At 75.8% G+C, this 19,715-nt stretch carries 15 protein-coding genes; 6 read left to right on the plus strand and 9 right to left on the minus strand.

Annotation, left to right across the window (positions count from 1 at the left end; genetic code table 11):
• Window positions 1-384 precede the first annotated feature (384 nt).
• Entirely contained in the window at window positions 385-2,148 is a 1,764-nt protein-coding gene (locus tag ACFC0B_RS12745; RefSeq protein WP_376085390.1) for a DUF2398 family protein, read from the minus strand.
• Window positions 2,149-2,434: 286 nt separating this feature from the next.
• Between ACFC0B_RS12745 and ACFC0B_RS12750 the strand changes: the two genes are divergently transcribed.
• The gene (locus ACFC0B_RS12750) at window positions 2,435-3,181 is read left to right on the plus strand and encodes a lysoplasmalogenase (RefSeq protein ID WP_376085392.1); all 747 of its coding nucleotides are present in this window, start codon (window positions 2,435-2,437) and stop codon (window positions 3,179-3,181) included.
• A gap of 73 nt (window positions 3,182-3,254) precedes the next feature.
• Here the strand turns inward: ACFC0B_RS12750 and ACFC0B_RS12755 are convergent, their stop codons facing one another.
• The 7 genes from ACFC0B_RS12755 to ACFC0B_RS12785 all read right to left on the minus strand — a co-directional run bounded on the left by ACFC0B_RS12755 (window position 3,255) and on the right by ACFC0B_RS12785 (window position 10,899).
• Entirely contained in the window at window positions 3,255-3,887 is a 633-nt protein-coding gene (locus tag ACFC0B_RS12755; RefSeq protein ID WP_376085395.1) for a hypothetical protein, read from the minus strand.
• Between the two features lie 166 nt (window positions 3,888-4,053).
• Window positions 4,054-4,857 (minus strand): exodeoxyribonuclease III, encoded by an 804-nt coding sequence (locus ACFC0B_RS12760; protein WP_376085398.1) that lies wholly within the window; start codon window positions 4,855-4,857, stop codon window positions 4,054-4,056.
• Between the two features lie 101 nt (window positions 4,858-4,958).
• Window positions 4,959-6,749 (minus strand): gamma-glutamyltransferase, encoded by a 1,791-nt coding sequence (ggt, locus tag ACFC0B_RS12765; protein ID WP_376085401.1) that lies wholly within the window; start codon window positions 6,747-6,749, stop codon window positions 4,959-4,961.
• Window positions 6,750-6,873: 124 nt separating this feature from the next.
• Window positions 6,874-7,980 (minus strand): ROK family glucokinase, encoded by a 1,107-nt coding sequence (locus ACFC0B_RS12770; RefSeq protein ID WP_376085402.1) that lies wholly within the window; start codon window positions 7,978-7,980, stop codon window positions 6,874-6,876.
• A complete protein-coding gene (locus ACFC0B_RS12775; protein ID WP_376085404.1) occupies window positions 7,977-8,840 on the minus strand; it encodes an ATP-binding cassette domain-containing protein in 864 nt (287 codons plus the stop codon). The genes ACFC0B_RS12770 and ACFC0B_RS12775 overlap by 4 nt, the downstream gene beginning before the upstream one ends.
• A complete protein-coding gene (locus tag ACFC0B_RS12780) occupies window positions 8,837-9,877 on the minus strand; it encodes an ABC transporter permease (protein WP_376085962.1) in 1,041 nt (346 codons plus the stop codon). The genes ACFC0B_RS12775 and ACFC0B_RS12780 overlap by 4 nt, the downstream gene beginning before the upstream one ends.
• Window positions 9,878-9,885: 8 nt before the next feature.
• Window positions 9,886-10,899 carry a substrate-binding domain-containing protein gene (locus tag ACFC0B_RS12785; protein ID WP_376085965.1) on the minus strand — a complete coding sequence of 338 codons (1,014 nt, stop codon included), beginning with the start codon at window positions 10,897-10,899 and terminating at the stop codon, window positions 9,886-9,888.
• 372 nt (window positions 10,900-11,271) lie between these two features.
• Here ACFC0B_RS12785 and ACFC0B_RS12790 point away from each other — a divergent pair, with 372 nt between their 5' ends.
• Window positions 11,272-12,396, plus strand: a complete 1,125-nt coding sequence (locus ACFC0B_RS12790; protein ID WP_376085407.1) for an alpha/beta hydrolase — start codon at window positions 11,272-11,274, stop codon at window positions 12,394-12,396.
• 80 nt (window positions 12,397-12,476) lie between these two features.
• Here the strand turns inward: ACFC0B_RS12790 and ACFC0B_RS12795 are convergent, their stop codons facing one another.
• Window positions 12,477-14,069 (minus strand): PucR family transcriptional regulator, encoded by a 1,593-nt coding sequence (locus ACFC0B_RS12795; protein ID WP_376085409.1) that lies wholly within the window; start codon window positions 14,067-14,069, stop codon window positions 12,477-12,479.
• 364 nt (window positions 14,070-14,433) lie between these two features.
• Between ACFC0B_RS12795 and ACFC0B_RS12800 the strand changes: the two genes are divergently transcribed.
• From ACFC0B_RS12800 to ACFC0B_RS12815, 4 genes are all read left to right on the plus strand, one after another.
• A complete protein-coding gene (locus ACFC0B_RS12800; protein WP_376085410.1) occupies window positions 14,434-15,321 on the plus strand; it encodes an FAD binding domain-containing protein in 888 nt (295 codons plus the stop codon).
• Entirely contained in the window at window positions 15,318-15,806 is a 489-nt protein-coding gene (locus ACFC0B_RS12805) for a (2Fe-2S)-binding protein (RefSeq protein WP_376085412.1), read from the plus strand. Before ACFC0B_RS12800 ends, ACFC0B_RS12805 begins: the two co-directional genes overlap by 4 nt.
• Complete coding sequence (gene pucD, locus ACFC0B_RS12810; RefSeq protein ID WP_376085414.1) at window positions 15,803-18,184, plus strand: xanthine dehydrogenase subunit D; 2,382 nt, start codon at window positions 15,803-15,805, stop codon at window positions 18,182-18,184. The genes ACFC0B_RS12805 and pucD overlap by 4 nt, the downstream gene beginning before the upstream one ends.
• A 215-nt stretch (window positions 18,185-18,399) precedes the next feature.
• The gene (locus tag ACFC0B_RS12815; RefSeq protein ID WP_376085416.1) at window positions 18,400-19,707 is read left to right on the plus strand and encodes an XdhC family protein; all 1,308 of its coding nucleotides are present in this window, start codon (window positions 18,400-18,402) and stop codon (window positions 19,705-19,707) included.
• The last annotated feature ends 8 nt before the right edge of the window (window positions 19,708-19,715 follow it).

Genomic DNA, 19,715 nt, shown 5'->3' on the forward strand with positions numbered 1-19,715 from the left:
CGGGAGACGGACGCGCCCGGGCCCGGGGCTCATCCGAGGACGGCACACCGGCCGGCCGGCTCGGGGACCGAGCAGCCGCCGGTCGAGCCGATGGCTCCCCTCCCGCCCCACCCCGCCGGGCAGAGCGACCGACCCCCGCGAGGCCGGGGCCGCCCGGACCACAACGCACACGGCCACCCGGGCCCGGCGAGCCGACACCACCCGGGGCCGGGCACGGGCCGGAACGGCGTCCGCACCACGACCCGCACGACCACCCGGCGTCAGGCCGACCGACCCGGCCGAGGGACGGGGCGACGGGGCGGGGGCGGTGACATCCGATCCCGGCATACGCAGCGCGCCGCCCGCACCACCACTCCCACGAACGCTCACGACCGACCACCCGCATCAGGCGGGCTGGCCGGCCCGGGGGGCGGGGACGGTGATGTCCGGGGTGGGGCGGGAGTGGCGGCCGGTGCCGGGGGCGGGGAGGAGGTCGGGGGCCGGGGCGTAGCGGGCGGCGGGGGCGCGGAGGAGCCAGCCCGAGGGGCGGGTGGTGATCAGGCCCATGCGGTGGAGCAGGTCGAGGGCGTCGCGGCGCAGGGCGGTGCGGTCGGCGAGGTAGTCGCGGTGCCAGCCGGCCGGGAGGCCGTACTCGTCGGCGATGTCGCCGAGCACGCCGTCTATCAGCGCGTCCGGGACGGGCACGTCGGCGCCGGTGGTCTCGCCGGGCAGCGGGCGGACCTCCTCGACCAGGCGCTCGACCAGCAGCAGGGCCACCTGGGCGGCCGTCCCGGCGCCGGACAGGGCGAGGTCGGTGAGCTCCTCCGCCGGGTCGAGCAGGGCGACGCCCTCGGCCCGCTGCTCCGCCTCCAGGCCGAGGAAGTCGGCGAGCGCGGCGGGGCCGGAGTGCCGGTGCTCGCGCAGCCAGGCGCGCTGGTCCTCGGGCAGGTCGGCGGCCAGGACGGCCGGGGTCTCGGCGAGGCGGCGGCGTACGGCGGTGCCCGGCTCGGCCTCGGCGGCGCGGCGGACGAGGTCGGCGGCGTCGTCGGCGAGGGCGGGCGGGCCGACCGGGACGGCGCGGGCGAGCTCCCGGTCGACCGTCAGGACGGCGGAAGCGTCGGCGGGGTCGGCCCCGAGGCCGGCCGCCGTGGCGGCCGACGTGTCGGCCGGGAGATCGGCGAGCACCTGCCAGTCGACGAGCACGGCGAGCGCCATGGCGAGGTCGGCCGGGTCGACAGGGCCGACAGGCGCGGGCTCGGCGGCGTCCATCGCGGCCAGCAGGCGCCCGAGCGGAAGCCGTTCGGGCGCGTCGACGAGCAGGGCCAGGGCCAGGGCGAGCCGGGCGTAGCCGCCGGGGGTGAACGGGGCTCCGGTGGCGGGGTGTTCGAGGCGGCGGACGGCGCCGGGGCCGGGGCCGGCCTTGTGCAGGCGGGCGTGCCAGGGACCGACCACCAGGGGGTAGCCGAGCAGGGCGTCGAAGCGCTCGGCGAGCCAGTCGCGGTGACGGCGGATCAGCGGGAAGCCGTCGGCGTGCGGTCCGGAGGCGGTGACCAGCGGGTGGGCCAGGAGCAGCCGGGCGGCGATCCGGCGTTCGGCGGCGGTGGCGGCGGCGGAGCGGTCCTGCGGCACCACGGCGGCGGCGCCCCGGGCGCGTTCGGGCCTGCGGTGCCGCCCGGGGCGGCCCGGCTTGGCGCCCGAGAGGACGACGGGCAGGGCGGCGGCGTCGCGGCGGGCGCGGCGCAGGCCCGGGGCGGTGCGCGGCTCGCGGGTGCGCAGCGGCGCGGGGGTGTGCGCGGTGGGGCCGTGCCACCAGCTGACCTCGGCGGGGTCGGCGGCGGACGGTTCGGCGGGGGCGCCGAAGTGACGGGCCGGGTAGAGGCCGAAGGAGGCGGCGCAGAGGTCGTCGGCGGTGACCGGGTCGGCCTCGGCGAACCAGCGTGCGAGCCGGAGCAGCCCTGGGTCGGGCGAGAGTTCCGCGGACGGCGCGCCCGCGGCGTCGGCGTCCTGCGGGGCGTCAGCTCCGGCCGTGCCGCCGGGTACGGGGCCGCGGGCGGGTCCGCGTACGGCGACGACGGCGCCGGTGGCGCTCCGCCCCGCCCCGCCCGTGCGCCCGTCCGACGTGCCACCGGCCGTCCGTGCGGCGCCGGTCGCGTACTCCTGCTGCTCCATGTCGGGGACCAGACTAGACGCTGGGCGCGGCCCCCGCTGGCAGCCGCCCGGCGCGCGGCGACATCCGGCCGGGCGGCGGCCGCGCGGCGAACCGGCGGCAACCGCGCCCCGGACGGGGCCGCCGGCGCACCGCCCGGTCCGGCGACACGTCACCCCGGGTGCCCCGCCGGACCTACGCACCGGTAACAATCTCTTCCGAAGCCCGCACCGGTCCCCTGTCGTGCCCGGCACGGGCCACCGGCCCCGCCACCGCCCGCTCCCCCACCCACCCGGAGGACACCGCCGCATGAGCATCCGTACGACCACCCGCGCCGTTCTCGGCGGCCGGCTGCGCTCGGCCTCCGGCCTGCTCGCCGGGTTCGCCACCACCTCGGCGGTCCACCTGGGGGCGCTGCTGAGCGACACGCCCGCGCTGCGGCACGCCACCAAGCCGGCACTGATGCCGCTGCTGGCCGCGCACAGCGTCACGCGTGCCGCCGCGGCCGGCCGGCGGGCGCCGAAGCTGCTGGCGCCGGCGCTGCTGGCGAGCGCGGGCGGGGACGTCCTGCTCCAGTTCGACCAGGACGCGGCGTTCCTGGCCGGAATGGGCTCGTTCGCGGCGGCGCACGTCTGCTACGTGACGATGTTCGCCGGCCAGGGCGCGCTGACCGACCGGCGCCGGACGCTGGTGGTCGCGGCGGCGTACGCGGCGGCCTGGGCGTCGATGGTGGCGCTGCTCTGGCCGGATCTCGGGGACCTGCGGGTCCCGGTGGCCGGGTACAGCCTGCTGCTCGCCTCGACGGCGGTGACCTCGGCCGGGCTGGGTGTGCGGCCGGGGCTGGGCGGGGCGCTGTTCCTGCTCTCGGACACCCTGATCGCCACCAAGCTCGCCAAGTGGCGGGAGCTTCCGGGGCACGAGTTCTGGATCATGGCCACGTACGTCCTGGCGCAGTACCTGCTGGCGACCGGCGCGCTGCGGGCCGCCGAGGCCCGGGAGGACGAGGAGGAGAAGCCGCGGGGCGCCTCGACGGTCCTGGCCGGCGACGCGCCCTGACCGCGCGAAGGTGCCGCCGGACGCACCGTCCGGCGGCACCCGCCCGCGGGCCGCGCCCGCGGGGCGCGTTCCCTCAGGCGGACCCGGCGCCCGCGCGGCGCCGCAGCAGCCAGAAGCCGCCGACGGCGCCCGTGACCAGCAGCGCGCCGCCCGCCAGCTCCGCCGGGTTCGTCGTGATCGAGCCGCCCAGGCCGGTGTTCGCCGCGCCGTGCGGGCCGACCTGCTGGCTGCCCGCGCCGGACTGCCCGAGCGAGCCCGCCCACTCGCCGGCCGCCTCGCTCCACCCGCCGATGCCCGAGGGCGCCGAGCCTCCGGAGCCACCGGAGCCGGTGGAGCCGCTGGAGACCGCGACCGTGGTCACCGTGACACTGGTGGCGAAGGCCGCGCCGTCCGGGCAGGTCCCGTCGACCTTGTTGTCGCCGCCGTTCTTGTCCGCCAGCCGGGCGGAGCCGGTGTGCTTGCCGTCCGAGCCGAGCGTGAGGGTGGCCGGGCCGCCCTCGAAGGCCGACGAGTTGGCGGTGATCGTCTTGGCGGTGGGCTTGTCGGACTTCTCACAGGCGACCGTGACCGTCACGGTCTGGCCCGGTGCGGCCTGGGACGGGCTGACCGAGGCGGCGCCGTCCTTGGCCAGCGCGAGGGGGGCCGTCAGGCCGGTCAGCAGCGTCGCGCCGATCAGGGCGGCGGCGGCCGTACGCGTGGGGCGCATACCGGAACCTCCGGGATTCTCTCGGGCGCGGCCGGGGACTCCGACGTCCCCGTGATCGAACAACCGCACCCGGTCACTCACCGACGGTAGGCACCCGTTGCACGCCCGGCCACCGCTCTGGCCCGTTCGGGCGAGCGGCGGCCACCCTGCGTGACGCGCGAACCGGTCAGAGGTCCAGGTCGACCACGACCGGGGCGTGGTCCGAGGTGCCCTTGCCCTTGCGCGCCTCGCGGTCGACGTAGCTGTCGGTGACGGCGTCCACGAAGGGCTTGTTGGCGTAGGTGAGGTCGATCCGCATGCCCCGGTTCTTCGGGAAGGCCAGCTGGCGGTAGTCCCAGTAGGTGTAGGGGCGGTCGTACTTCAGCGGGCGCGGCACCACGTCGTGCAGCCCGGCCGCGTCGAGGGCGGCGAGGGCGGCCCGCTCGGCGGGGGTGACGTGGGTGAGGCCCTCGAAGGCGGCCACGTCGAAGACGTCCTCGTCGCTCGGCGCGATGTTGAAGTCGCCGAGGACGGCGAACGGGCGCTCGCCGGCCGCGTCCTCCAGCGAGGCGCGGCGCAGCGCCTCCAGCCACTCCAGCTTGTAGCGGTAGTGGGCGTGGTCGACCTCGCGGCCGTTGGGCACGTAGACCGACCAGACCCGGACCGGGCCGCAGGTGGCGGCGACGGCGCGCGGCTCGACGTCGGGCAGCAGGGCGTCGTCCGCGAGGTAGCCGGGCTGCTCGGGCAGGTCGCGCACGACGTCGTCGAGGCCGATCCGGGAGACGATCGCCACGCCGTTCCAGCGGCCGGTGCCGTGCGCGGCGGTCTCGTAGCCGAGTTCGCGCACCGGCTCGTACGGGAAGGCGTCGGCGGCGCACTTGAGCTCCTGGAGGCAGAGCACGTCGGGCTTGGCGCTCTCCAGCCATTCGAGGAGCTTGGGCAGCCGCGCGGTGACGGAGTTGATGTTCCAGGTGGCGATGCGGACGGTCACGGCGGGCGGCCTTCCCGGTGGCGGTTCGGTACGGAGGGGCGGGCGCCCGTCAGGACGCCCACCCCGAATCTACCGAACGGCACCGACAGTCCCGCCCGGCCTCACGGCGCGGGCCGGACCACCGCCGCCGAGCCGCCGCCGCGGCGCACCGGTTCGGCGGCCGCGACCCAGCGCCCGTCCGGCAGCCGCTCGACGCCGGTCGCGGCGCCGATCTCCGGCGTGCTCGCGAACACGTGGCCGAGCGCCTCCAGCCGGGCCCGTTCGGGCAGCGCCAGGAAGGCCGGCTCGGCCTGGGTGGCGGCGGTGTTGCGCTGGCTGGCGCGCGGCGCGGCGATCGCCTGCCCCAGGCTCAGCCCCCGGTCGAGGCGGCCGAGCAGCACCTGCAGGGTGGTGGTGATGATGGTCGCGCCGCCGGGCGAGCCGGCCGCGAGCAGGGGCTCGCCGTCGCGCAGCACGATGGTCGGCGAGAGCGAGGAGCGCGGCCGCTTGCCGGGGCCGGGCAGGTTGGGGTCGGGCACCCCGGGGAAGAGCGGGGTGAAGTTGAAGTCGGTCAGCTCGTTGTTGAGCAGGAAGCCGCGGCCGGGGACGGTGATGCCGCTGCCGCCGGTCTGCTCCAGGGTCAGGGTGTAGGAGACGACGTTGCCCCAGCGGTCGGCCACCGTGAGGTGGCTGGTGCTCAGGCCCTCGTAGGGCTCGGCGGCGGGCGCCGGGGCGGCGTCCGGGCAGCCGGCCGGGTGGCGCGGGTCGCCGGGGGCGACCGGGCTGGTGAGGGCCCGGTCGGGGCTGATCAGGCAGGCCCGGGAGGCCGCGTACCGGGCGGACAGCAGTTCCTTCGTCGGCACGTCGTTGAACGCCGGGTCGCCGACCCAGCGGTTGCGGTCGGCGAAGGAGAGCCGCGAGGCCTCCAGGAAGTGGTGGTAGTACTGCGTGGCGTCGTAGCCGGCGAGCTCGCCGTCCTCCAGGATGCCGAGCGCCTCGCCGACGGTGGTGCCGCCGGAGCTGGAGGGGGCGATCGAGTAGAGGTCGTAGTCCCGGTAGGCGACGTGGGTGGGCTGCTGGCGGCGGACCCGGTAGCCGGCCAGGTCGGCGGCGTCCACCTGGCCGGGGCGGGCGATCCGGCCGGAGGCGGGGTCGACCGGCGGGTGCTGGACGGTGCGGACGATGTCCTCGCCGATCGCGCCCCGGTAGAGCGCCGCGGTGCCCTCCTTGCCGAGCTGGCGGTAGGTGGCGGCGAGGTCGGGGTTGCGGAAGGTGGAGCCGACGGCCGGGAGCGCGCCGCCGGGCAGGAAGAGCTTGGCGGTGTCGGGGAAGTCCTTGAACCGGGCCTGGTTGAGCGCGGTCTGGTCCTGGAAGGTCCGGTCGACGGTGAAGCCCTGCTCGGCGATCCGCCGGGCGGGCTCCAGCGCCTCGGCGAAACCGCGCCGGCCCCAGAGGTCGACGGCGGTCTCCCAGGTGGCCGGGGAGCCGGGCACCCCGACCGACAGGCCGCTGGTGACGGCGTCGGCGAACGGCAGCGGTGCCCCGTTCTCCAGGAAGAGCGAGGTGTCGGCCTTGCGGGAGGCGGTCTCCCGGCCGTCGATGGTGTGCACCCGGCCGGTGGCGTGGTCGTAGTAGACGAAGTAGCCTCCGCCGCCGATGCCGGCCGAGTACGGCTCGGTGACCCCGAGCGCCGCCGCGACCGCGACCGCCGCGTCCACGGCGTTGCCGCCCTTGCGCAGCACCTCGATGCCGGCCGCCGTGGCGTCCGCGTCCACGCTGGCCACCGCCCCGCCCCAGCCGACCGCCTCGGGCACCTTGGCCGGCGGCGGCGCCGCCCCGGCGGGTCCGGCGGTGGACCACACCAGGGCGGTGGCGAGCAGGAGCGGCGGGGCGATCCGGGCCAGCGCTCTCATCCGATACTCCTCTGAGTCGACGTCAACTCCGTTGTTTCACAGGAGTCGTGACCCCGACAACAGTGCCGCCCGGCTACCAACGGGTAGTTGACGGCGGGCAACCGTTCGGCCGACGGCCGGAGCGTCACGGCACGGCGCGCTCCACCCGCCGCCGCTTGATGGTCCGGAAGCGCCGGGCGACCTGGCGGGCCAGGTCCGCGGCGCCGACCAGGCCGGCCTCGTTGCCGAGCGCGGCGTGCACGATGCTCGCCTCGGGCCGGAAGCCGCGGCCGGTGAGGGTGCGGCGGAAGGTGTCGCGGGCCGGGCCGAGCAGCAGGTCGCCGGCCTCGGAGACGCCGCCGCCGACGACGAAGCGGCCCGGGTCCAGGGCGGCCGCCAGGTTGGCGATGCCGACCCCGAGCCAGGTGCCGACCTCGTAGAGCAGCTCGGTGGCGGTCGGGTCGCCGGCCCGGGCGGCCTCGGTGACCAGCGGGCCGGTGATGCCCTCGACGGTGCCGCCGGCCCGGGCCAGCAGCGGCTGGACCACCGGGGACTCCTCGGCGACCAGTTCGCGGGCGTCGCGCACCAGCGCGTTGCCGGAGGAGTACTGCTCCCAGCAGCCGCGGTTGCCGCACGGGCAGCGGTGGCCGCCCGGCACCACCTGCATGTGCCCGAACTCGCCGGCCAGCCCGTACGTGCCCCGGTCCACGAAGCCGTCGCGGACCACGGCGCCGCCGATGCCGGTGCCGAGGGTGAGCATCACCATGTGGTCCTCGCCCCGGCCGGCGCCGAAGCGCCACTCGGCCCAGGCGGCGGCGTTGGCGTCGTTCTCGACGATCACCGGGAACCGCAGCCGGGCGCTGAGCGCCTCCCGGAGCGGTTCGCCGCGCCAGTTGAGGTGCGGGGCGAAGAGCACGGTGGAGCGCTCGGCGTCGACCCAGCCGGCCGCGCCGATGCCGACCGCGTGGACGTCGTGCCGGTCGGCGAGCTCCAGCACCAGCTCGACGATGACGTCCTCGACGACCTTGGGGCTCTTGGACTTGTGGGGCGTGTCGGTGCGCAGCTTCTCCAGCACCTTGCCCTCGCCGTCGACCACGCCGGCGACGACCTTGGTGCCGCCGATGTCGACGCCGATGGTCGGCAGCCGCAGCAGGCCGGCGGGCAGCGCCCGGCGGCGGCGCTCGGCGCGCGGCCCGAGGCCGAGCAGGGTGGGCAGGACCGGCGGCCGGCTGCCGGCGTGGGGGCTGGTCACGGCTGCGGACGCTCCTCGGTGGGATCGGCGGTCGGGTCGGCGGTCGGGTCGGCGGGGCTGCCCGGGGTGCCGGCGGGACCGGTCCGGGACAGCTCGTGGGAGAGCTCGGCGAGGTCGGAGCCGCCGGCCATCTCGGTGGTGAGCTGTTCGAGGCCGATCTCCGCCCGGGGGTGGCTGCCGGCCATCCGGCCCCGCTTGAGCAGGGTGAAGTGGTCCCCGACCAGGTACGCGTGGTGCGGGTTGTGGGTGATCAGCACGACGCCGAGCCCGGCGTCCCGCGCGGCCGTGACGTACTTGAGCACCACCCCGGACTGCTTGACGCCCAGCGCGGCGGTCGGCTCGTCCAGGACCAGCACCTTGGCACCGAAGTGCACGGCGCGGGCGATCGCCACGCACTGGCGCTGGCCGCCGGACAGGGTGCCGATCGGACGGTCGACGTCGGGCAGGTCGATGCCCATGTCGGCGAGCGCCCGGCGGGTGGTGGCGCGCATGCCGTCGGCGTCGATCCGCAGCCCGCCCCAGCGCTTGTGCCCCTGCTCGGAGCCGAGGAAGAAGTTCCGCCAGACCGGCATCAGCGGCACCACGGCGAGGTCCTGGTAGACGGTGGCGATGCCGCGGTCCAGGGCCTGGCGCGGGGAGTCGAAGCGGACCTCCTCGCCGCCCACCGCGAAGGTGCCCTCGTCGTGCCGGTGCAGCCCGGCGATGATCTTGATCAGGGTGGACTTGCCGGCGCCGTTGTCGCCGAGCACACAGCTGATCTCGCCGGCCCGCAGGGTCAGCGAGACGTCCTCCAGGGCGCGCACGGTGCCGTAGGTCTTGCCGACGCCGCTCAGCGCGAGCAGTTCGGTGGGCGAGGTCATCGGGGCCCCCGTTCGGCGCGGCGCTTGACCAGGGAGTTCAGCAGGGCGGCCAGCAGCAGCATCGCACCGAGGAAGAACTTGAACCAGTCGGGGTTCCACTGGGCGTAGATGATGCCCTTGCTGACCATGCCGAAGATCAGCGCGCCCAGCGCGGAGCCCACCACCGAGCCGTAGCCGCCGGTGATCAGGCAGCCGCCGATGACGGCCGCGACGATGTAGATCAGCTCGTTGCCGACGCCCTCGCCGGACTGCACGGTGTCGAAGGAGAACAGCAGGTGCTGGCCGAGCACCCAGGCGCCGAAGCCGACGAACAGGTAGAGCACGGTCTTCGTCCGGGCGACCGGGACGCCCACCGCGCGGGCCGCGGCCGCGTCCCCGCCGACCGCGAAGATCCAGTTGCCGAAGCGGGTGCGCAGCAGCACCCAGCTGCCGGCCAGCAGCAGGCCCAGCCACCACCAGACGGTGGCCTTGATCGTCAGCCCGCCGACGGTGACCTCGGAGGCGAACAGCCAGCGGCAGGAGGCGAAGCCCTCCATGTCGGAGATCGGCTTGGTGGAGACGGTGCCGGAGACCGCCTTGGTGACGCCGAGGTTGGCGCCGGTCAGCATCAGGAAGGTGCCGAGGGTGACGATGAAGCTCGGCAGCTTGGTGCGGGACAGCATCCAGCCGTTGAACAGGCCGACCGCCAGCGTGGCGGCCAGCGAGACCAGCACGCCCACCCAGGTCACCGCGGTGAGTTGGTAGGAGACCATCGAGGAGGTCAGCGCGGCGGTGGTGACCAGGACGCCGGCCGAGAGGTCGAACTCGCCGCCGATCATCAGCAGCGCCACCGGCACGGCCATGATCCCGATGGTGGAGGCCGCGTACAGCACGGTGCCCAGCGAGGAGACCCGCAGGAAGGGCTCGGCGACGGCGGCGAAGACCAGGAAGACCGCGACGGCCGCGATCAGCGCGCCCAGCTCGGGCCGGCCGGCCAGCCGGCGCAGCGCGGACGGGCGCTCCCGGTGGTCGGCGGCCAGGACGTCGGTGGTGCTCAGCGGGGTGCTCACCTGGTCCCCCTCGCGACGTACTCGGCGAGGGCGTCCGCGTTCTCCCTGGTCAGGATCTGCGGGCCGGTGGCCACCGGCCTGCCGCCGCCGAGCATGTTGAGGTTGAAGCGGTAGAGCCAGATCAGGTCGACGCCCTCGTAGCCCTGGAGGTAGGGCTGTTGGTCGACGGCGAAGCCGACGGTGCCCGCCTTGAGGCCGGCCACCACCTGGGTGCCCAGGTCGAAGGTGTCGAGCTCGACCGGGCGGCGGGCGTCCTGGACCGCCTGCAGGCCGGTGGCCGCCATCGGGCCGGAGAGGGTGAGCACGGTGTCGATCGCCTGGTCGGCCTGGAGCTTGGCGGAGATCGCCGCCCGGGCGTCGGGCATGTTGACGCCGTCGACGTACAGCACCTGGAAGGCGCCGCCCGCGGCGCCCTGGGCACCGGAGCAGCGCTGCTCCTGGCCGACGTTGCCCTGCTCGTGGATCACGCACAGGACGTTCTTGCGGCCGCGCTTCGCCAGCTCGGCGCCGGCGGCCTGGCCGGCGGTGGCCTCGTCCTGGCCGATGTGGGTGAGCGCGCCGAACTTCGCGGAGAACTCCTGGCCGGAGTTGATGGTGATGACCGGGATGCCGGCGGCCTTGGCCTTGCCGAGCACGTCGGCCATCGCGTCGCCCTTGGCGAGGGTGACCAGCAGGCCGTCGACCTTCTGGTCGATGGCGGCCTGGACGAGCTGGACCTGGTTCTGGGTCTGCGCGTCGTTGGAGTACAGGAAGGTGATGTTGTCCTTGGCGGCGGCCTGCTCGGCGCCCTTGCGCACGGTGTCCCAGAAGGCGTCGCCGGCGCCCGCGTGGGTCACCATGGCGACCTTCCAGCGCGGGGTGGTGACGGCGCCTCCGGCGGCGGCCGCGGCCTTGGCGCGGGCCTCCTCGGCGCGTCTGCCTCCGGTGCTGCTGCAGCCGGCGACGGCGACCGCGAGGGCCAGGACGGCCAGCGCGGCGGCGGCGGGCCTCATCCGGCGGACGGGACTCATGCGGGTTGTGCTCATGCCCATAGTCTCGCTTCCCCGCGGACGGGCGTTCGCACCGCCTCGCCCGGTGGGGCGATCCGTCCGGACGGTATCGTGCCCCGCGGGGCGATTCCCGGGAGTCCGCCGGGTGCGACGTCCGGGCACAGCCCGCCAGGATGGCAGACTGGGGCGGACCCGAAAAGGGGGGCCTCGCGTGAACGTGATGTTCCTCTCAGGTTCCGCACAGATTTGGACGGCAACCGATCCCCGTTCCTGACCGTCTGATGCCATTGAGGTGGCGGTCCGGGCGAGTGGGGCCCGGGCGGCTTCGAACCCGGATACGAGAACTTCATGCAACTGACAGGTACGCCATTCTTCATCTGCACGGTCATCCTCGTGCCGATCTCCATCGCGGTGGCGATGTGGTTCTGGGGCCGGGTGAAGGGCCCCAAGCCGGTGCGCGTCCTGTCGAGGCTCGCCATGCTCGTGTTCTGCCAGGTCACCGCGGTGATCATGGTCTTCGTCATGGTCAACAACGCCAATCTGATCTACGGCAGCTGGGACGACCTGCTCGGCACCGGCAACCACGTGCGGGCGGTGCCCGTCGTCCCGCCGCAGGACGCGGGCGCGGGCGGCCAGGGCGTGGCGGCCGCGGCGGGCGGCGGGGGCGGTGCGCCGGCGGGCGACGCGGCCCACCCGCCGGCCAACAAGGTCCAGCAGGCCTTCCGCGGCGTGGACGACCCGAAGGTGCCGAACGACGTCCAGAAGACCGACCTCAAGGGCCAGCTGTCCGGCGTCGACGGCGAGGTGCTGGTCTGGCTGCCGCCGCAGTACAACGACCCGGCGTTCAAGGACAGGAAGTTCCCGGTGGTCGAGCTGATCCCCGGCTACCCGGGCTCCTCCTCCACCTGGTACGGCACCCTCAAGGTCTCCGAGCAGCTGAAGCCGCTGATGCAGCAGGGCAAGGTGGCGCCGTTCATCCTGGTCTCGCCGCGCACCCTGCTGCTGGGCAACCACACCGACGCCGGCTGCACCGACGTGCCGGGCAAGGTCAACGCGGACACCTGGCTGACCCGGGACGTGCCGCAGATGATCCTGGACAACTTCCGGGCCGACCCGTCCGCCGACCGCTGGGCGATCGCCGGCTACTCGGCGGGCGCCCACTGCGCCGCCAAGCTCTCGCTGGCCCACCCGAACCGCTACCGGGCCGGCGTCAGCCTCTCCGGCTACAACGACCCGGCGACCGAGAAGGACTCGCTGGTCGGCAAGGACCCGAAGCTGCGCGAGGCCAACAACCCGGTCGCCATCGTGAAGGGCGCCGCCCAGCCGCCGAAGGTCGCGCTGTACGTCTCCGGCAACAAGGGCGACGGCTTCGAGGACGGCCAGGCGATCGCCGCCGCCGCCAAGGCGCCCACCACGGTGCAGGTGGTGGAGACCACCGGCCCGCACTCCAGCGACGTGTGGAAGGACATGGTGCCGGGCGTCTTCGAGTGGCTGACCGGCGTCATCCCGGCCCACTGAGCCGCGCCCCGTACGCCCTGACGGCGGCGGCCCCGGAGCATCCCGCTCCGGGGCCGCCGCCGTCGTCGCGGGCGCCGGGCTCAGGCCAGTTCGAGGGCCAGGTAGAAGTCCACCCGGTCCTCCAGGCGGGAGAGGTCGCGGCCCGTCAACTCCTCGATGCGGCCGATCCGGTAGCGCAGCGTGTTGACGTGGACGTGCAGCTGCGCCGCGCACCTGGTCCACGAGCCGTCCGAGCGCAGGAACGCCTCCAGGGTGCGGACCAGGTCCGCCTGGTGTTCGAGGTCGTAGGCGATCACGGTGTCCAGCAGCCGGCCGCGGAAGGCCCGGCGGACCTCGTCCGGGACGGCCGCCAGCAGCAGCACGTGCGAGGCCAGCTCCTCCGGACCGGCCACGCAGACCCGGCCGACCCGGGCGGCGGCGATCCGCCGGGCGTGCCGGGCCTCCTCCAGCGCGCCGCGCAGGCCGACCGCCTCGCGGGCGGGGGCGGAGACGCCGAGGGTGATCCGGCCCTCGGGGCCGAGCCCGGCCTCCAGCGGGGCGAGCAGCTCGCGCAGCGCCTCGGCGGGCACCGGGCCGTCCGTCGCGGGCACCACCACCACCGCACCGGTCCCGTCCCCGGCGACCAGCGCCCGGTCGGTGCCGTCGCCCAGGGCCTCCTCCAGCACCGCCCGCACCACGCCCTCCGGCAGGCCGGTGCCCTCGGCGCTGATCACCAGCCAGGAGTCTTCCGCCGGCCGCGCCCCGGATTCGGGGGCCTCGTAGCGGGCGGCCATCGCCGAGGACGCGTACAGGGTGCGGCTGATCTCGGCCGGGTCGGCGTCGCGCCGCAGCAGCGCCAGCACCTCGTCGGCGAGGCGGCGGCGCAGCCGACGGCCCTCGTCGCGGCGGTGGCGCTCGGCGGCGACCAGCCGGGCGAGGTTCTCGGCGAGCTGCTGGCGCTTGGCGGTCCACTCGGTGACGTCGCCGGCCACCGCGAGCACCCAGTCGGCGAGCGGGGAGGGGGTCCGCGGGTCCGCGGGCGCGGGCAGCAGCGAGTAGGCGCCGGACGCCAGGCGGGCCCGGTGCGGGGGGCGGCGGCGCTGGCGCTGGGCGGCGAGGTGGGCGCGGACCAGCTGGTCGCGATCCTCGGCGGGCAGCCGGTCGGCGGGGCCGGCGATCACCGCGCCGGTCGGGGCGAGCACCCAGCAGTCGAGGTCGAGGTCGCCGCCGAGCAGGTCGAGGACGGCGTCCAGGCCCCCGCCGCCGGCCGCCGAGACCAGCATCCGGTGCCGGTCGACGAGGGCGGCGAGGTCGGCGGCCCGGTCGGCGGAGACCTGGCGGCCGACGAACTCGGTGACGGTGCCGAAGGCGATGTCGTCGGGCACGGCGAGCAGCGGCATCCGGTGCCGGCGGCAGGCCTCGACGAGGTCCTCGGGGACCGGGCCGACCTCGGCCTCGCCGGCCGCCAGGGCGACCGCGCCGCCGGACGCGAGGGTGCGCACGAACCGCTCGGAGTCGGCCGGGGCGGAGCGCCAGAGCATGCCGGTGAGGACCAGCTCGCCGCCGTGCAGGTACCGCCCCGGGTCCTGCAGGTCGGTCGTCATCACCCCGCTGACCTGCCGGTCCAGCTCCTCCTCGGCCGCGAGCAGGCGCAGGCGCGGGGCGCCGGGGGCGAGCAGGTCACGGACACGCATCCGCGGGCTCCTTCGGGGGGCTGGTGGCCGGGGGTCGGGGTGGTCAGGGGTGGTCAGGGGTGGTCGGGAGCGGTCCGGGGTCACCGTGTGCCCGTCGTCGTGCCCCGGCGGCTGCCCGGATCGCGGGGCCGTGACGCGGGACGGACCGCCGGACTACGGTCGTAGGTGGGACCGCCGGCCCGGCCGGCCGGCGGCGCCGTCCTCGACACGGGCCCCTTGGAGGAACGTACAGGATGCCGGGCGGCGGCGCGGCCGGGGCTTCATGCCATCGGTGACTGCCGGCGGCCCGGTCGCGGCGCTTCACTGTCCATACGTGGCCGGACACGCCCCGTGACCGGATCGGCGACGACGTGAGGAGGCCCGTATGGAGTTCCTTCGCCCCGCCGGCTGGGACGAGGCGCTCGCGGCGAAGGCCGAGCACCCGGCCGCGCTGCCCCTCGCGGGCGGCACGGACGTCATGGTCGAACTGAACTTCGACCTGCGCCGGCCGCCCGCGCTCCTCGACCTGAACCGCGTCACCGAGCTGGCCGAGTGGTCGGACGACGGCGCGGTGGTCCGGCTCGGCGCCGCCGTCCCCTACAGCCGGATCATCACCGAGCTGGCCGGACCGCTGCCCGGCCTGGCGCTGGCCGCCCGCACCGTCGGCTCCCCGCAGATCCGCAACCGGGGCGGCGTCGGCGGCAACCTGGGCGCCGCCTCGCCGGCCGGCGACGCGCACCCGGCGCTGCTCGCCGCCGGACGGGACGTGCTCGTCGAGGCGGCCTCGGTGCGCGGCACCCGGCTGATCCCCATCGACGACTTCTACACCGGGGTGAAGCGCAACAGCCTGGAGGCCGACGAGCTGATCCGCGCCGTGCGGATCCCGGTCGCCGACGGCCCGCAGCAGTTCTCCAAGATCGGCACCCGCAACGCGATGGTGATCGCGGTCTGCGCGTTCGGCTTCGCCCTGCACCCGCGCACCCGCACCGTCGGCACCGGCATCGGCTCGGCCGCCCCCACCCCGCGCCGCGCCGTCGAGGCCGAGGAGTACCTGCGCGAGGTGCTCGCCGGACGCGGCCTGTGGGAGAGCGGCGGGCCGCTGGACCCCGCGGCGGTCCAGCGGTTCGCCGAGCTGGTCAAGGCCGCCGCCGCCCCGATCGACGACGTCCGGGGCACCGCCGACTACCGGCGGCACGCGCTCGCCGTGATGGCCCGGCGCACGCTCACCTGGGCCTGGAACGACTACCGCCGGCAGATCGGGAGCGCCGCATGAGGGTCACGTTCACCGCCAACGGCAGGCCGGTCGAGGCCGACGACGTGTGGGAGGGCGAGAGCCTGCTCCACGTCCTGCGCGAACGCCTCGGCCTGCCCGGCTCCAAGAACGCCTGCGAGCAGGGCGAGTGCGGCTCCTGCACCGTCTACCTCGACGGCGTGCCGGTCTGCTCCTGCCTGGTCGCCGCCGGCCAGGCGCAGGACCGCGAGGTGCGCACCGTCGAGGGGCTGGGCGGGGCGGACGGCGGGCTCGGCCCGGTCCAGCAGGCCTTCCTCGACGCCGGCGCCGTCCAGTGCGGCTTCTGCACACCGGGCCTGCTGGTGCAGACCGACGCGCTGCTCGCCCGGGACCCGCAGCCCTCCGACGCGGACATCCGCGAGGCGCTGTCGGGCAACCTGTGCCGGTGCACCGGCTACGAGAAGATCATGGACGCGGTGCGGCTGGCGTCCGCCCGGGCGCGCGCCGACGGGACGGTGACCCGATGAACGGGCGGACCGTCCAGGGGCAGAAGAACCTCCGGGCGATCCGGCAGAGCGCCACGGACGGCGTCGGCGGCTCGCCGCCGCGCCCGGACGGCGCGCTGAAGGTGCGCGGCGAGTTCGCGTACTCCTCCGACCTGTGGCACGAGGACATGCTCTGGGGAACGACGCTGCGCTCGCCGCACGCCCGGGCGAACATCCTGTCCGTCGACGTCTCCGAGGCGCTCGCCCTGCCCGGGGTCCACGCGGTGCTCACCCACGAGGACATCCCCGGCAGCACGCACTACGGGCTGGAGATCGCCGACCAGCCCGCCCTGGCGGTCGACCGGATCCGCCACCACGGCGAGGCGATCGCGCTGGTGGCCGCCGACCACCCGGAGACCGCCCGGCGCGCGGCGCGGAGGATCAGGGTCGCGTACGAGGTGCTGACCCCGATCGTCACCGAGGAGCAGTGCCTCGACCCGCGGACCCACGGCTACGTCCACGAGCCGCAGGAGTACCGGGCGCGCGCCCACGGCAACATCTGCCACGAGCAGAAGCTGGTCTCCGGCCTCGGCGTCACCGACGAGGTGCGGGCGACGGCGGACGTCGTGGTCCGCGGCAGCTACGAGGTCGGCATGCAGGACCAGGCCTTCCTCGGCCCGGAGTCCGGACTGGCGGTGCCGGCCGAGGACGGCGGCGTCGACCTCTACATCGCCACCCAGTGGCTGCACGTGGACCGCCGGCAGATGGCGCCGGTGCTCGGGCTGCCCGAGGAGAAGGTCCGGCTCACCCTGGCCGGCGTCGGCGGGGCGTTCGGCGGCCGCGAGGACCTCTCGATGCAGATCCACGCCTGCCTGCTGGCGCTGCGGACCGGCCGGCCGGTCAAGATGGTCTACTCCCGGGACGAGTCGTTCTTCGGCCACGTCCACCGCCACCCGGCGCGGATGACCTACGAGCACGGCGCCACCCGGGACGGCAAGCTGGTGTACTCCGACGCCCGGATCGTGCTGGACGGCGGCGCGTACGCCTCCTCCTCGCCCGCCGTGGTCGGCAACGCGGCCTCGCTGGGCAACGGCCCCTACGTGATCCCGAACGTGCGGATGCACGCCCTCGCGCTGTACAGCAACAACCCGCCCTGCGGGGCGATGCGCGGCTTCGGCGCGGTGCAGGCGGCGTTCGGCTACGAGAGCCAGATGGACCGGCTGGCCGCCGCGCTGGGCATGGACCCGGTCGCGTTCCGGCAGCTCAACGCCGTGCGGCAGGGCGACCGGATGCCCACCGGCCAGGAGATCGACGCGCCCGCGCCGGTCGCCGAACTGCTGCAGCGGGTCAAGGACAGGCCGCTGCCGCCGCCGCTCGACCCGCTCGACCCGGACGGGCCGGACCTGCGGCAGCTGCCCGGCGCGCTGTCCAACACCTCGCACGGCGAGGGCGTCGTGCGCGGCGTCGGCTACTCGGTCGGCATCAAGAACGTCGGCTACTCCGAGGGCTTCGACGACCACTCCACCGCCCGGGTGCGGCTGGAGGTGATCGGCGGCGAGCCGGTCGCCCTGGTGCACACCGCGATGGCCGAGGTCGGCCAGGGCGGCGTCACCGTGCACGCCCAGATCGCCCGCACCGAGCTGGGCGTCGAGCAGGTGACCATCCAGCCGGCCACCACCGAGGTCGGCTCGGCCGGCTCGACCTCCGCCTCCCGGCAGACCTACATGACGGGCGGCGCGGTCAAGCTGGCCGCCGAGGCGGTCGCGCGGGAGCTGATCGCGAGGGGCCGGCGCCGCTACGGCTGGACCCAGCACGACCTCACGCTCGCCGGCGGCGAGGTCGTCTCCGCCTCGGCCGGGCCGCTGGTCCCCATCGCCGACCTGCTCGGCGACGAGGCGATCGACCTGACCCGCGAACACCACCACCGCCCCACCGTCCCGTTCGACCCGGAGACCGGGCAGGGCTTCGGCCACGTCCAGTACACCTTCTGCGCCAACCGCGCGGTGGTCGACGTGGACGTCGAACTGGGCCTGGTGAAGGTGGTCGAGCTGTCCGCCGTCCAGGACGTCGGCCGGGCGCTCAACCCGCAGGCGGTGGTCGGCCAGATCCAGGGCGGCTGCACCCAGGCGCTCGGGCTCGCGGTGATGGAGGAGATCGTCGTCCGGGACGGCGAGGTGCGCAACGCGTCCTTCACCGACTACCTCATCCCGACCATCCTGGACACCCCGCCGATCCCGGTGGAGATCCTTGAGCTGCCGGACCCGAACGCGCCGTACGGGCTGCGCGGGGTCGGCGAGGCGTCGACCGTCTCGGCCACGCCGTCCGTCGTGGCGGCCATCCGCGACGCCACCGGACTGGCGCTGAACCGGATCCCGGTCCGGCCGGAGCACCTGACCACCGAGCGGCCGGGGGCGCGGTAGGCCCGCGCCCGCCGGGGTGCGCGGAGGGCCGGGGGCGCACGGGGGCCGGGACGCGCGGGGGGCCTGGACGCACGGAGGGCCGGGACGCCACGGAAACCCGGCCGACCGGGTACCGCCGCCGTGCGGGATCGTTCTCCCGTACGGCGGCGGGTTTCCGGCACACGCCCCCCGGCGCCCGGCTCGCCTACCCTCGAAAGCGCGAAGGAGCTCCCGCCATGCAGGACATCGCCGAGCAGCTGCTGGCCTGGCACGCGTCCGGCCGCCGCTTCGCCGTGGCCACGGTCGTCGGCGTCACCGGCAGCGCCCCGCGCGACCCGGGCGCGGCGCTGGCGGTCGACGCGGCCGGCGAGGCCGTCGGCAGCGTCTCCGGCGGCTGCGTCGAGGGGGCCGTCTACGAGCTGTGCCGGGCCGCGATCGCCTCCGGAGAGCCGGTGCTCGAACGGTTCGGCTACAGCGACGAGGAGGCCTTCGCCGTCGGCCTGACCTGCGGCGGTGTCCTGGACGTCCTCGTCCAGCCGGTCGTCCCCGGCGCCGATCCGGCGCTCGACGCGGGCATCGCGCTCGCCGCCGCCGGCACCCCCGTGGCGCTCGCCCGGGTCGTCGCCGGACCGGCCGGGCTGCTCGGCGCCGCCCTCGCCGTCACCGCCGACACCCACCACGGCGCCCTCTCCCCCGCCCCCGCGGTGTCGACGGTGCTGGAGCGGGCCGCCGTCGCCGAGGCGCGCGCCATGCTCGACGCCGGGCGCACCGGCCGGCTCGTCCTCGGCCTCGACGGCCGCCCCTGCGACGAGCGCGACCGGGGCACCGTCACCCTGTTCGTCGAGTCGTACGTGCCCCCGCCCCGGATGCTGGTGTTCGGCGCGATCGACTTCGCCGCGGCGGTCGTGCGGATCGGCACGTTCCTCGGCTACGACGTCACGGTCTGCGACGCCCGGCCCGTCTTCGCCACCGAACGGCGCTTCCCCGGGGCCGACCGGGTCGTCGTCGACTGGCCGCACCGCTACCTGGACTCCCAGCGGGACCGGCTGGACGGCCGCACGGTGCTCTGCGTGCTCACCCACGACGCCAGGTTCGACCTCCCGCTGCTGGAGCGGGCGCTGCGGCTGCCGCTCGGCTACGTCGGCGCGATGGGCTCGCGCCGCACCCACCGCGAGCGCGAGGCCGGGCTGCGCGCGGCCGGGCTGACCGACGCCGAACTCGCCCGGCTGCACTCCCCCATCGGCCTCGACCTCGGCGCCCGCACCCCCGAGGAGACCGCGGTCTCGGTGGCCGCCGAGATCGTCGCCCACCGGCGCGGCGGCGGCTGTCTGCCGCTCAGCGCGGGGGACGGGCCGATCCACCACGACCTCGCGGACCTGCCGGAGTGCCTGCCGGTGGACCCGCCGGAGGGCCTGCCGACGGGAGGCGCAGTGGGCGGCGCGGGCGGTGTGACGGGCGGTGTGACGGGCGGTGGGGCCGACGGTGGGGCGGGCGGCGCGGGCGAGCGGCGGACCGGCCCGGCGCGCGAGCCGCACGCCGCCTGAGCGGGCCG

This window comes from Kitasatospora sp. NPDC056184 (assembly GCF_042268405.1).
Lineage (GTDB): Bacteria > Actinomycetota > Actinomycetes > Streptomycetales > Streptomycetaceae > Kitasatospora.

What these genes read in the sequence shown, in the direction of transcription:
- ACFC0B_RS12800 (WP_376085410.1), top strand. Translation starts at nt 14,434, where the DNA reads ATGGAGTTCCTTCGCCCCGCCGGCTGGGACGAGGCGCTCGCGGCGAAG.
- ACFC0B_RS12815 (WP_376085416.1), top strand. Translation starts at nt 18,400, where the DNA reads ATGCAGGACATCGCCGAGCAGCTGCTGGCCTGGCACGCGTCCGGCCGC.
- ACFC0B_RS12795 (WP_376085409.1), bottom strand. Translation starts at nt 14,069, where the DNA reads ATGCGTGTCCGTGACCTGCTCGCCCCCGGCGCCCCGCGCCTGCGCCTG.
- ACFC0B_RS12755 (WP_376085395.1), bottom strand. Translation starts at nt 3,887, where the DNA reads ATGCGCCCCACGCGTACGGCCGCCGCCGCCCTGATCGGCGCGACGCTG.
- ACFC0B_RS12775 (WP_376085404.1), bottom strand. Translation starts at nt 8,840, where the DNA reads ATGACCTCGCCCACCGAACTGCTCGCGCTGAGCGGCGTCGGCAAGACC.
- ACFC0B_RS12785 (WP_376085965.1), bottom strand. Translation starts at nt 10,899, where the DNA reads ATGAGTCCCGTCCGCCGGATGAGGCCCGCCGCCGCCGCGCTGGCCGTC.
- ACFC0B_RS12745 (WP_376085390.1), bottom strand. Translation starts at nt 2,148, where the DNA reads ATGGAGCAGCAGGAGTACGCGACCGGCGCCGCACGGACGGCCGGTGGC.
- ACFC0B_RS12805 (WP_376085412.1), top strand. Translation starts at nt 15,318, where the DNA reads ATGAGGGTCACGTTCACCGCCAACGGCAGGCCGGTCGAGGCCGACGAC.
- ACFC0B_RS12750 (WP_376085392.1), top strand. Translation starts at nt 2,435, where the DNA reads ATGAGCATCCGTACGACCACCCGCGCCGTTCTCGGCGGCCGGCTGCGC.
- ggt (WP_376085401.1), bottom strand. Translation starts at nt 6,749, where the DNA reads ATGAGAGCGCTGGCCCGGATCGCCCCGCCGCTCCTGCTCGCCACCGCC.
- pucD (WP_376085414.1), top strand. Translation starts at nt 15,803, where the DNA reads ATGAACGGGCGGACCGTCCAGGGGCAGAAGAACCTCCGGGCGATCCGG.